The organism is Enterococcus rotai, assembly GCF_001465345.1.
Lineage (GTDB): Bacteria > Bacillota > Bacilli > Lactobacillales > Enterococcaceae > Enterococcus_L > Enterococcus_L rotai.
In genome coordinates, this window is sequence record NZ_CP013655.1 from 2,553,398 (window position 1) to 2,566,859 (window position 13,462).

A 13,462-nucleotide genomic window follows, 5' to 3' on the forward strand; every position below is an offset into this window, starting at 1 on the left:
TTATTTGACCAGAATTCAGCCACGAATAACTATTTTAAATCCTTGATGAAACAAGGCTAAAAAATGAATGGAGTGGAAGTATGGATATATCAAAACGCGCACAAAAATTAGAACCTTCTGTTACATTAGCGGCAGCAGCGAAAGCGAATGCGCTAAAAGCTTGTGGCAAAGATATTTTAAGTTTAACGGTAGGAGAACCTGATTTCACTACGCCTAAAAATATACAACAGGCAGCAATCCAAGCCATCGAAAGTGGCAAAGCCAGTTATTATACACCGTCAGCCGGAATCAAAGAATTAAGAGAAGCGGTTGTACAGCACATTGAGACTTACTATCAGTTGAATTATCAAGCAAACAACGTAATCATAACAGATGGCGCAAAATTTGCTTTATATCTTCTTTTTCAAGCGGTCTTGAATCCAAAAGACGAAGTGATCATTCCGGTTCCTTATTGGGTAAGTTATGGGGAACAAGTTAAACTTGCAGAAGGAGTTCCTGTTTTTATTACTTGTGCACAGGAAAATGAATTCAAAGTCACTGTAGCACAATTAGAAGCAGCTAAAACGGCAAAAACCAAGTTATTGATTTTAAATTCTCCTTCTAATCCAACTGGAATGATTTATTCTGAAGCTGAATTGCGTAGCATTGGTGAGTGGGCTGTAGCAAATGATGTGTTGATTGTATCAGATGATATTTATGGTAGACTCGTCTATAATGGAGCAGTCTTTACCCCAATGGCTTCTTTGTCACCTGCGATCCAAAAACAAACCATCATTATTAATGGTGTCTCTAAAAGCTACGCCATGACTGGCTGGCGTATTGGTTACGCGGTAGGTGATGAAACAATTATTTCAGCAATGAACGATATTGCCTCGCAATCTACTAGTAATCCTACTGCTGTTAGTCAATATGCAGCACTTGAAGCCTTAACGGGTGAACAGGATACAGTAGAAACTATGAGACAAGCATTTGAAGCACGTTTAAATGAAATTTATCCGATATTTGCTACATTGCCAGGCTTTAAATTAGAAAAACCACACGGCGCATTTTATCTGTTTCCAAATATCAAAGAAACGTTAACGATGTGTGGCTATAGCGATGTTACAAAATGGGTCGATGACTTGTTAGCAGAAGGGGAAGTCGCACTTGTCACAGGGGCTGGTTTTGGTGCTCCAGAAAATGTTCGGATCAGTTACGCAACAGATTTAGAAACATTAAAAGAAGCAGCGAAACGTATCAGAGCATTTATTGAGAAAAAAACAGCAAAATAAACACTACTTAATTCGGGATAGGTAAAAGACTAAATGAATGGAGAGACGATCGTGGAACAAATTCAAATTATCGATTCAAAAAATCATGTGGGAGAAACAGTAAAAATAGGGGCTTGGATCGCTAACAAACGTTCAAGCGGAAAAATTGCTTTTCTACAATTACGTGATGGAACAGCTTATTTTCAAGGAATTGTTGTGAAAAGTGAGGTTCCAGAAGAAGTTTTCCAGTTAGCGAAAGGCTTGACACAAGAAACATCTGTCTGGATCACTGGAGAAATTAGAGAAGACAGCCGTTCAAAATTTGGTTATGAAATCGGTGTAAAAGGGATCGAAGTGATCGGCGAAAGTCATGATTACCCAATCACGCCTAAAGAACACGGAACCGACTTTTTGATGGATCACCGTCATTTATGGTTACGCTCTTCACGTCAGCATGCGATCATGCAAATCCGTAACGAGATCATTCGGGCAACCTACGAATTTTTCAATAACAATAACTTTGTTAAAATCGATCCGCCGATTTTAACAGCTAGCACAGCAGAGGGTACGACCGACTTGTTTGAAACAAATTATTTTGATCAAAAAGCGTACCTGTCTCAAAGTGGACAATTATACATGGAAGCAGCAGCTTTAGCTTTCGGTAAAGTCTTCTCCTTTGGACCGACTTTTAGAGCGGAAAAATCAAAGACTCGTCGTCACTTGATTGAGTTTTGGATGATTGAACCAGAGATGGCTTTCATGCATCAAGAAGAGAGTTTAGAAGTGCAAGAACAATACGTAGCGTTCCTTGTTCAAAGTGTATTAGACAATTGTGATCATGCTTTGGATGTTTTAGAACGTGATAGAGAAGTCTTGAAAAAATATACACAATTGCCATTCCCACGTATTTCATATGATGAAGCAGTTGAATTATTGAAGAAAAATGGCTTTGATGATATTGAGTGGGGCGATGATTTTGGTTCACCGCATGAAACGTTTATCGCAAACTCATTTGATCGTCCAGTCTTTATCTTAAATTATCCAAAAGCAATCAAGGCCTTCTACATGAAACCACATCCTACGCGTGATGATGTTGTGATTTGTGCGGACATGATCGCACCAGAAGGATACGGTGAAATCATCGGCGGTTCTGAAAGAGCGATCGATCATGATTACTTATTAGAACAAATCCGTAACCATAATCTAGATGAAAAAGAATACTCATGGTATTTAGATTTACGCCGTTATGGTTCAGTGCCTCATTCTGGGTTTGGTTTAGGCTTAGAACGCACAGTAACTTGGTTAGCTGGAATCGAACATGTTCGTGAAGCAAGCCCATTCCCACGTTTGTTAAACCGTATTTATCCATAAAAATAGTCATTCAGTTAGTCGTTGGAAGAAGCATTCTGCTTTACTCCAGCGACTAATTTTATGAAAAATACCATGTCGAAAAAAATAACCCCAAGAAAACAGGAAAAAAATAAGGCAAATTGTTTAGAATTCTGTTTTTTTATGGTAGAATTGACAGAAAGTAGATTAAAGGAATGACTCGAATGGAAAACCCAACACAAGTTAAAAGAAAACATTTTCGTTTTCCAGCCTATGATGATGAATTAGGTGTAAAACTAGTTTCTGAAAATAAACGAACATTGTTTCAAGAAGAACCAATGCTTGCTAAACAATCAACAAAAGTACAACAAAGTGCACCAGTGATTGATCCAATCACCGTTCAACCAGTATTACAGAAACAACCAACACAAACGAATAATCAGCATGTTTCACATAGCCAAGAACAAGTCGCAGAATTAGCACGCCATAAATCCAACTTGCCGAATTATATGATGACGCATAATAAACCAACATCTCCAAAACAAAAAACAAATCTATTTGGCAATATGCCAAAAAGAAGCTCTTTTGGTTTTGGTTCTCAACAAGCACCGAATAAAAATAAGGCGGCCTTTTCAAAAGATTTCACTTATGATACTCGTTCTTATTTTGTACCCAAGTATATTCCGGCTTCTGTAATTCCAGAAGAAAAAGCGCCTGTTTTGACAGAGCAAGAATTAGCGGAAGCGATGAAAAAAGATAAAAATTCTTATTTGCTTTTCGATGATGAACCAGTAGCATTTCAAGCAATAGGCAATGAAGATCCAACGGTTCAAAAATTCAATATTCCTAAAGGCACACCAGAAATTCCTGTGACAAGACGCCAATATCAACAAATCAAGCCTGATATGGAACGATTTGGTAAAGAAGAGGACCTTAGTCATGCATTGCCGCGTTCAAGAAAAGAGCTAAAAACCGCAAAAGAGAATGCGAAAAGTCAGACAGCATATGGTCAAAAAGTAGCCGAAGCAGAGCAGGAAAAAAAGAAAGGGATTTTAGACAAATCCTTAAGTGGTATAATTGAAGATTCAAGTATGGAGCTTGAAAATAGTAAGTACTTTAATTAAAACAAACTCTGAGACAAAACGAATTCTGGTTTTGTCTCAGCTTTTTACTGTGAATCACAGCTTTTAAAACGGCTGAGTTAGCTATGGTCATGCAAGTCCAGAACGAAAAAGGACTGTTATTTTTCAAAGGGAAAGTATCTGTTTAGTGGTTTTTTAGTTGATTATTTCACAATTATGTACGATAATGGATAGCATACGCTTAAAAAAAATTTAAAAAAGCTACGTTTTATATAGAGTTTAAGAGAAGAGGATTAAAATGAGCAATCAAGAACATAAATTACATCATTTTGTTGGGATCAAAGGTTCAGGCATGAGTTCATTGGCCCTTGTGTTATTTGAAAAAGGCTACCAAGTGCAAGGCTCAGATGTAGAAGAGTACTTCTTTACCCAACGTGACTTAGAAAAAGCTGGCATTACCATTTTGCCTTTTAATGCAGATAATATAAGCAAAGATATGATCGTCATTGCGGGAAATGCTTTCCCAGACTCGCACGAAGAACTAGTTCGTGCCAAAGAATTAGGGGCTGAAATCATTCGTTATCATGATTTTATTAGCCGCTTTATTCAACCGTATACAAGTATTGCTGTAACTGGTTCTCACGGAAAAACAAGTACAACTGGTTTACTTTCTCATATCTTAACAGGGCTTGCACCAACGAGCTATTTGATTGGTGACGGAACTGGACATGGCGACCCTAACGCTGAATTTTTTGCTTTTGAAGCATGTGAATACCGCCGTCATTTTCTAGCTTATTCGCCGGATTATGCGATCATGACAAATATTGATTTTGATCATCCAGATTATTTTAAGAGCATTGAAGATGTTTTCTCTGCGTTTCAAATAATGGCTGAACAAGTCAAAAAAGGGATATTTGCTTATGGCGAGGACAAATATTTACGTCAATTGAAAACAGATGTACCCGTTTATTATTATGGCTTAGCAGCAGATGATGACATCCAAGCGAAAAATATCCAACGCACAACAGAAGGCTCTTCTTTTGATGTGTATCATAATGAAGACTTAATTGGACACTTTGTGTTGCCTGCATTTGGTCAACATAATATTATGAATGCTTTAGGTGTGATTGCTGTAGCATACTTTGAAAAATTAGATATGAAAAAAGTTGCAGAAGAAATGTTGACCTTTGAAGGGGTTAAACGCCGTTTTACTGAGAAAAAAGTTTCTGATATGATCATTGTGGATGACTATGCACATCACCCAACAGAAATCACAGCAACTATCGATGGTGCTCGTCAAAAATATCCTGAAAAAGAAATCATTGCAGTTTTTCAACCTCATACATTTACACGGACAATTGCGTTGATGGATGAGTTTGCTGAAGCCTTAGATTTAGCCGATGCGGTTTATCTTTGCGATATTTTTGGTTCAGCTAGAGAACAACAAGGCGATGTCAAAATTGAAGATCTAGGCAATAAAATCCAAAAAGGTGGACAAGTGATTAAAGAAGAAAACGTGTCGCCATTATTAGACCATGAAAATGCTGTAATGGTCTTCATGGGTGCCGGGGATGTTCAAAAATTTGAACAAGCATATGAAACGTTACTAAGTAATACAACTAGAAATGTGTTATAAAAAATAAAATCAATAAAATGTGAAGAAGGAGTTTCAACAGCTCATTATGATGATTTGTTGAAGCTCCTTCTTTTTAACTTGCCTTTTATCGTCATTTTGGTACAATTATCTTATCATTAGTGGAGGTGTACTAATTTGAATATCGGAAAACCGAGAAAATTAGGCAAAACCATCGAAGATATTGAGGAAGGCGATTCGCTGTCTTTAACCGAATCGATCGAAGATAAAGATTTACTTCTTTATTTGGGCTTAACAAACGATGCCAATCCCTTATATATCCAACATGATTATGCCCAAAAAACAGAATATGGCAAACCAATCGTACCATCAATCATGTTGATGGGAATCATTACTAGTGCTATTTCAAAGCATTTACCCGGACCAGGTTCTCATGTCGTCAATTTTTCAGTGAACTTTGTAGAGCCAGTTTTTCATTATGAAACATTGACGTTTCAGTTTGAAGTGATCAAGGTAGATAAGATGAAAGATGTTGTAACGATTTCGATTGAAGCTGTTAATGAAGAAGAAAATCGCGTGCTTGATGCAGTCGTAATGGTGCAGCCCCCTCAAGTAACGTTAGCAGATTTAGAGCAGAAAGAAGGAGAAATAAATGAATAATGGCGTAATAGAAAATGTTGGTTTAAATAAGTTTTATTCGAAAATTTATGCATTTTTAGCAATGGGAATCGGGATTAGCGCAATCGTATCTTATTTAGTACTAAACGTGTTTTTCTTTGAAATCGTTATGTTTTTATATCAGTATCCCTTTGCATTTTATGGAATTTGGATCGCGGAACTTGTTTTAGTTGTCGTTTTAGGTGTTAAAGCAATGAAAAATCCGACACTGGCAATTAGTGGGTTTATCCTGTATTCCGTTTTAAATGGGATTACATTAGCGGTTACTTTAGCAATGTATACAGAAGGAACTGTTGTAACGGCGTTTGTTAGTGCGGCTGCTACATTTGGCGGTATGTCGTTGATCGGAATCTTTACTAAAAGAGATCTATCAGCAATGGGTCACGCGGCCTATAGTGCTTTGATTGGCTTGATCATCGCGATCTTCCTAAATGCATTTATCCTGAAAAGTGGACCCGTTGATTACTTGATCTCAATTTTGATGGTGATTATCTTTGCTGGTATTACAGCGTATGATAACCAAAAAATCCGTACATTATATACTCAAACGGGTGGACAACCAGGAACTGGTATTGCTGTTTTCATGGCTTTACAATTATATCTTGATTTCATCAATTTATTCTTGGCGTTTTTACGTATTTTTGGTAAAAACAATTAATTTTTAATACTATTTAAGCATCCAGAGAAATCTGGATGCTTTTTTGTCTGGATAGTATATAAATGCATTTTTAAGTGGATACAAAAAGATATTGTGCATAAAAATTCCGAAAAACTTTATTTTGTGATATAAAATCCATTGACTATCTGATCGCTTTGATTTATACTTTTATGAAATTAGAGAAATACTTCGCTTAAATCAGTATTGATTGAGTATGTACGGGAAGGTGTTAGTTATGGGAAATGAGATAAAGGTACCGAAAGGCTTTAAATTTTACGGGACACATGTTGGTATAAAGAAAAAAAGAAAAGATTTTGGTTTGATTATTGCAGATAAGGTTTGTCATGCTGCAGCAGTTTTTACCAAAAATACATTTTGCGGTGAGTGTATCCCGATCGGAAAAGAACATGTAAGCAATGCTGAACTACAAGCCGTTGTAGTAACTAGCGGTATTGCTAATGTTGCCACTGGCAAAGTGGGCAGAAAAAATGAATATAGAATCCTGGAGTGCTTAGCCAATAAATTACAGGTCGAAAAGGAAAATATTCTACCTTCTTCGACAGGGTTGATTGGACCACAGTTGCCAATCGATTTAATTGAAGATTTTTTGAAAACAGAGTCAATCGAGATGAAGGAGAACTATGAAGATTTTGCTCAGGCAATTTTGACAACGGATCAACAGATGAAAGTTCGTAGTCTAAAAGTTGGCGATGCAACGATTTTAGGGATCGTCAAAGGCTCAGGGATGATTGAACCCAATATGGCGACGATGTTAGCCTATGTTTTGACTGATGCCAAAATAGCGAAAGAAGCAATTTATCCTATGCTGAAAACGGCTGTGGATCAATCCTTTAATACAATCAGCATCGATTCAGATACTAGTACTAGTGATACAGTTGCTTTATTGGCTAGCAATCACTATGAAGTGGACCAAACAGCATTTCAAACGGGTCTAAATCAACTCTGTAAGGATTTGGCCCTAGCGGTTGTCAAGGATGCTGAAGGTGCTACAAAGACAATGTTTGTTACTGTGAAAAATGCTGTAAGTCAGGAGCAAGCGAAAAGCGCTGGAAAGTCGATCATTAATTCACCATTAGTTAAGACAGCACTATTTGGAAATGATCCAAACTGGGGCAGAATTGCAATGGCTCTTGGAAAAACGGAAGGGTTGATTTTTGATCAGAATAAAGTCACTGTCTATTATGGACAATATCCGATTTTTTCAAATAGTAATGAGGAAAAACAAAATATTAGTCAAATATTAGCGTATATTGAACAAAACGAAGATATTTATTTAACAGTTGATTTACATCAAGGAACTGAGCAGTTTGAAGTGATTGGCTGTGATTTAAGCTATGAGTATGTCAAAATAAATAGTGATTATTCGTCTTAACCGATGTCTGTTTCAATCGTATAGTCTTATAGCATAAAAGTGGAATGGGAAAATAGCTCATTCCACTTTTAATTTGCGAATGTATGTTCTATAATAAGGAATGATAGGTGGGGTTGAATATGCAGAATACGCAAAGAATCGCAGTCCGCAGATTAGTGGAATTTATTTTACGCAGAGGTAGTATTGATGCTAGACACACAAGTGAACATACAGCATTAGAAGGAGCTAAGATCCATCGTAAGCTTCAGAAAGCTGCCAGTGAGAATTATCAAAAAGAAGTCAAACTGGCGATCGACATAGAATTAAACCAACAAACGTACATAATTGAAGGCCGGGCCGATGGTATTTTTATAGATGCTGACAATAGAACCGTTATCGATGAAATCAAAACATCAGAGCCAGCATTTTCTGAATTACCGGAAGAACAGATTGAGATGTATTGGTATCAAGTGATGTGCTATGGACATATATACTGCCAACAAGAGCATTTAACAGCAATCACTTTACAGTTGACGTATTATCAAACGACGACGAAAGAAATTACGAGGCAAGAAAAAGACTTTACCAAAGCAGAGTTAAAAGATTTTTTTGACGACCTAACGCAAAAATATGAACAATGGCTGATTTTTAAAACCAATTGGCGTAAACTACGAAATGACTCACTTCAACAGTTGACTTTTCCTTATGGAGAGTATCGAGCAGGTCAAAGAGAGCTAGCTGTTGCCGTTTATAAAACGATTTTAAGTGATCAGCGACTCTTCGTTGAGGCGCCAACTGGAACAGGCAAGACAATTTCGACTTTGTTTCCGACGCTGAAGGCAATTGGAGAAGAACAAGCGGAAAGAGTCTTTTATTTGACCGCTAAAACCATCACTCGTCAAGTGGCCGAAGATGCAGTAGAAGCGATGAAACAAAAAGAGCTCCAGTTAAAAAGTGTGACATTAACCGCGAAAGATAAAATTTGTTTTTTAACAGAAAGAAATTGTACACCAGAAGCTTGTCCATTTGCCAACGGTTATTATGATCGTTTGAATGAAGGCCTATGGGATTTGCTGAATCATGAGAGTCAGTTTACGCGGGATGTGATCGAAGACTATGCACGTAAACACACGTTATGTCCCTTTGAACTGTCGTTAGATGTCAGTTTATGGTGTGATTTAGTTATTTGCGATTATAATTATTTATTTGATCCTGTTGTCTATTTAAGGCGTTTCTTTGAAGAGCAATCAGAAGTGAAAGAGAATATTTTTCTAGTGGATGAGGTTCATAATCTAGTCAATCGGTCGCGGGAAATGTATTCAGCCGTTTTATCAAAAAGTAAGATTTCCGCCTTGAAAGAAACCCTTGATAAAAAACAGAGCAAGCTAATCCGAGTACTTAACAAAGTAGAAAAAGAATTTGACAAAATAAAACAGGTCTGTGAGGAAGAAGGCAAAGAGTTTATCCATCAAAATGGGCCAATTGATTCTCTAGTTAAAGTCGCGTATTCTTTAGCGGAAAAAATCAAAGAGTGGCTTCCAGAAAATCAAGAGCATACGAATGTAGATCAAATCTTGTCTGTTTATTTTGATGTACTGAATTATACTAAAATCAGTGAAGGATACGATGATCATTATTGCACCTATGTCAATTGTCAGAAATATGATATTACAGTTAAACAATTTTGTATCGACCCAAGTTATCTTTTGCAGCAAAAACTTGATAAAGGCAAAGCAAGTATTTTATTTTCGGCCAGTTTGACGCCATTGGATTATTACCAAGAAATACTAGGTGGAAGAGAGGATAGCTTACGTTATCGGATTCCTAGTCCTTTTCCGAAAGAAAATCAACTATTAGTAATTGAAAACTATATTCAAACAACCTATAAAGAACGTGAAAATAGCTATGAAAAAATCGTTACAAGTTTGACTAATATGATTCAACAAAAAGCGGGGAATTATTTTGTGTTTTTTCCATCCTATTCCTACATGGATATCATTTATGAATTGTTCCGTCAAAAGAATCCTCATATTAAGACAAAAATTCAAGCAAGTATGATGAATGAAAGCGAACGAGAAGCCTTTCTAGCTGATTTTGTGATAGATCCTGAAGAAACGTTAGTTGGTTTTTGTGTCTTAGGAGGTATTTTTTCTGAAGGAATTGATCTAAAAGGGAACCGCTTGATCGGAACTGCGATTGTTGGAGTCGGCCTGCCACAGATCAATCATGAGCAGGAATTGATCAAAGGCTACTATGATCAGGAAAAGAACCAGGGATTTCAATTTGCTTACCAAATTCCTGGGATGAACAAAGTCTTACAAGCTGCAGGTCGAGTGATTAGAGATACCGCTGACCAAGGGATCGTTTTGCTTTTGGATCAACGTTTTTCAACCGCGGCTGTTCAGCGTTTTTTTCCGCCACATTGGAATCAGGTGCAGACCTCCTTTTCAACGGAACGAACAAAGCAACTGTTACAACAATTTTGGCAATCGAATTGAACAGATGATGATAGGAAAAAATAGCTCTTACTGGTATACTAGAACAAGTATTGAACTGTAAATAGTATGATTAAAAAAAGCCGAAGTGTTGATTGTCGGCTCTTTTTTGAGCGGAAATAAGAAAACATGATAGGGAGACGAAAAATGAAAACAATCCTAGTAATACATACAGGTGGCACGATTTCGATGTCAAAAGAAGCAGATGGAAATGTGACAACAAACAGCATGAATCCATTGCTTGACCAAGAAGAATTATTAGCTGGAAAAGTAAATTTAGTCGTTGAACCGATCTTCAACATTCCTTCTCCTCACATGACATTAGAACGAATGTTAGAGTTAAAGCAACGAATTCAAAAAGCATATACTGAAAATATTGATGGTGTGGTAATCACTCATGGAACAGATACATTGGAAGAGACTGCCTACTTTTTAGATATTACGTTGGAAAATAAAATTCCCATTGTTTTAACAGGTGCGATGCGTTCAAGCAATGAAATTGGCACAGATGGTTTGTATAACTTTATTAGCGCTGTTTGGACAGCGTGTTCCGATGAGTCATACGGTAAAGGCGTGCTCGTTGTGATGAATGATGAAATCCATACGGCTCGTTATGTAACGAAAACCCATACGACCAATGTTGCGACATTTCGGACGCCGACTTTTGGTCCAATCGGTATGATTGCCAAAGAACGAACGTTTTTTGCAAGTGAAGTGCGTCGACAAGAAGTGTGTGATATTCAAAAAGTATCGGGTGAAGTTTATGTGATCAAAGCATACGCTGGTATGGATGGCAGTTTATTTGACTTGGTAGACAATGACCAAACGGATGGTATTGTGATCGAAGCGTTAGGAGCTGGCAATCTTCCACCAGAAACATTACCAGCACTAGAAAGATTGCTAGCAAGAAAAATTCCGATTGTTTTAGTTTCACGCTGTTCCAATGGAATCGCTGAAGATCTTTATGATTATGAAGGCGGCGGTGTTAACTTAAAGAAAATGGGGATTGTTTTTTCTAGAGGATTAAATGGACCCAAAGCTCGGATTCGTTTGATTGTTGGCTTAAACAGTGGGAAAGATCTGCACGAGTTATTTGATTTTTTAAGCGAATAAACTAAATCAAAAGAGTATAACGAACTGGGAAGAGAATCGCTTCAGCTCGTTATACTCTTTACATTAACGGAAATTGGTAAATTGTAGTTCTACTGGTAAATCTAGATTTCTAAGTAAAGTAATTACTTTTTGTAAATCATCACGGCTTTTTCCAGTGACTCTGATTTGATCTTCTTGGATTTGTGATTTCACTTTGATACCTGAATTTTTGATCGCCACATTGATTTTTTTTGCGTTATCTTTATCGATTCCACTGATCAAATCACCATATTGACGTGCAGAACCACCAAGAGCTTTTTCGCTTGTCGAGAAGTGAATGTTTTTGATCGGAACGGCTCTTTTGACTAATTTGCTGAATAAGACATCTTTTACTTGTTCTATTTTATAGTCATCTTCTGCAACCACTACTAATTTATTGTTTTCTAACTTGATATCTGCGATCGAACCTTTAAAGTCAAATCGGTTTTTGATCTCTTTTAGTGCGATCTGGATCGAGTTTTTGACTTCTTCCATGTTCATTTCAGATGTTACATCAAAGCTTGCTTCTTTTGCTGCCATATGCAAAACTCCTCTCATTATTTCTTACTTTTATAGTACCATTAAATAGGTAAGAAACAAGTCTAAATCATCGTTTGATGTAAAAACAGCGTAAGAAACAAAAATTGATCAAAATAGCAATGAAAAAGAATAAAATAATCCTCATTTTCTGCTTTTTTTCTTTTCTTTTTTTGAGTGAACTGTTATCCTAATTCGAGGGATTTTATGTTAGTAAGTAAAGTATAGGAGCTGGAAAGAGTATTTTAGCTTTTCAGAAGATGGGGAGGTTCTGAATGAGTAAATGGGTTATCACCTATAAACGAAGTGAGACATTGAAAAAGTTTGCTGTGATTTTTGTTACCGGGATTTTAGTAGCAATCAGTTTGAACTTTTTTTTAATTCCGGCAAAAGTCTTTTCTGCTGGAATGAATGGGGTTGCACAAATTATCGCAACACTGTTGCATACGCATCTAGGGATCACGATCGATACTGGTCTTTTTATTTTGTTATTAAATATTCCAATTTTTATTTTAGGATTTATGAAATTAGGCAAAGAATCAACGATTTACAGTTTTTTAAATGTAGCATGGGTTTCCTTAACGACTATCTTGATTCCCATCGAAGTGATAACCACAAATCCACTGATGAATGCGATCGCTGGTGGTGTCTTGATTGGTATCGGGGCAGGACTGTCGCTTAAAATGGGCTTTACAACAGGCGGGATGGATGTAATTTCACTTGTTCTATCCAAAACAACGGGTAAGACAGTAGGCAATTATATGTTTATGCTGAATGGAATCATTGTTGCGATTGCAGGTTTTGTATTTGACTGGGAAAGTGCGTTGTACACGATTATTTCGATTTATTGTATGACTCAAGTAGTTGATACGATCCATACTAGTCATCAAAAAATCACAGCGATGATCGTGACTGTTCAACCAGAAGTTGTGACACAAGCGATTTCAAAACAGATGATTCGAGGAATGACATTGTTGCCATCTATGGGTGGCTATTCTGGTGTTGAAGGGCGAATGATCATGATGGTCATCACACGTTACGAGTTATATGATCTAGAACAAATTGTTTATGAAGTAGATGAAAATGCCTTTATGAATATTATTCCTACACATTCTGTCTTGGGACGCTTTGCAAATGAAGATGAGCAGCGGATTTTTAAAAGCACAGGCAGTTTTCCAGAAATGAAGAAACATAAGATGAAACAGAAATAGAATAATCAAGCAAAATCACTGACAGTCTAAATTCGATTAGAGTGTTTGGTGATTTTTTGTGTTGAAAAAACGTGGTAAATTTCCCAAACATTGACACTTTTTCTCTGGTTATAAACTGACTTCCC

At 36.8% G+C, this 13,462-nt stretch carries 11 protein-coding genes; 10 read left to right on the top strand and 1 reads right to left on the bottom strand.

Annotation, left to right across the window (positions count from 1 at the left end):
- Window positions 1-80 precede the first annotated feature (80 nt).
- From ATZ35_RS11705 to ATZ35_RS11745, 9 genes are all read left to right on the top strand, one after another.
- On the top strand, window positions 81-1,271 hold the full coding sequence (locus tag ATZ35_RS11705) for a pyridoxal phosphate-dependent aminotransferase (RefSeq protein ID WP_208927393.1): 1,191 nt from the start codon (window positions 81-83) through the stop codon (window positions 1,269-1,271).
- 51 nt (window positions 1,272-1,322) lie between these two features.
- On the top strand, window positions 1,323-2,621 hold the full coding sequence (gene asnS, locus ATZ35_RS11710) for an asparagine--tRNA ligase (RefSeq protein WP_208927394.1): 1,299 nt from the start codon (window positions 1,323-1,325) through the stop codon (window positions 2,619-2,621).
- A 173-nt stretch (window positions 2,622-2,794) separates the two neighbouring features.
- Window positions 2,795-3,703, top strand: a complete 909-nt coding sequence (locus tag ATZ35_RS11715) for a hypothetical protein (RefSeq protein ID WP_425250076.1) — start codon at window positions 2,795-2,797, stop codon at window positions 3,701-3,703.
- A gap of 256 nt (window positions 3,704-3,959) precedes the next feature.
- Window positions 3,960-5,297, top strand: a complete 1,338-nt coding sequence (murC, locus tag ATZ35_RS11720) for a UDP-N-acetylmuramate--L-alanine ligase (RefSeq protein ID WP_208927396.1) — start codon at window positions 3,960-3,962, stop codon at window positions 5,295-5,297.
- Window positions 5,298-5,432: 135 nt separating this feature from the next.
- A complete protein-coding gene (locus ATZ35_RS11725; RefSeq protein ID WP_208927397.1) occupies window positions 5,433-5,915 on the top strand; it encodes a MaoC family dehydratase in 483 nt (160 codons plus the stop codon).
- Window positions 5,908-6,591: a Bax inhibitor-1/YccA family protein gene (locus ATZ35_RS11730; protein WP_208927398.1), complete on the top strand. Its 684-nt coding sequence runs from the start codon at window positions 5,908-5,910 to the stop codon at window positions 6,589-6,591. Before ATZ35_RS11725 ends, ATZ35_RS11730 begins: the two co-directional genes overlap by 8 nt.
- Window positions 6,592-6,826: 235 nt before the next feature.
- Window positions 6,827-7,984, top strand: coding sequence for a bifunctional glutamate N-acetyltransferase/amino-acid acetyltransferase ArgJ (gene argJ, locus ATZ35_RS11735; RefSeq protein ID WP_244148158.1), 1,158 nt, complete (start codon window positions 6,827-6,829; stop codon window positions 7,982-7,984).
- 119 nt (window positions 7,985-8,103) lie between these two features.
- Window positions 8,104-10,461 carry an ATP-dependent DNA helicase gene (locus tag ATZ35_RS11740; RefSeq protein ID WP_208927400.1) on the top strand — a complete coding sequence of 786 codons (2,358 nt, stop codon included), beginning with the start codon at window positions 8,104-8,106 and terminating at the stop codon, window positions 10,459-10,461.
- 144 nt (window positions 10,462-10,605) lie between these two features.
- Window positions 10,606-11,571 (top strand): asparaginase, encoded by a 966-nt coding sequence (locus ATZ35_RS11745; RefSeq protein ID WP_208927401.1) that lies wholly within the window; start codon window positions 10,606-10,608, stop codon window positions 11,569-11,571.
- Window positions 11,572-11,634: 63 nt separating this feature from the next.
- On the opposite strand, the gene ATZ35_RS11750 is transcribed toward ATZ35_RS11745, so the two are convergent.
- Complete coding sequence (locus tag ATZ35_RS11750) at window positions 11,635-12,129, bottom strand: YajQ family cyclic di-GMP-binding protein (protein ID WP_025871011.1); 495 nt, start codon at window positions 12,127-12,129, stop codon at window positions 11,635-11,637.
- Window positions 12,130-12,401: 272 nt separating this feature from the next.
- Between ATZ35_RS11750 and ATZ35_RS11755 the strand changes: the two genes are divergently transcribed.
- Window positions 12,402-13,337, top strand: a complete 936-nt coding sequence (locus ATZ35_RS11755; RefSeq protein WP_086281653.1) for a YitT family protein — start codon at window positions 12,402-12,404, stop codon at window positions 13,335-13,337.
- Window positions 13,338-13,462 lie beyond the last annotated feature (125 nt).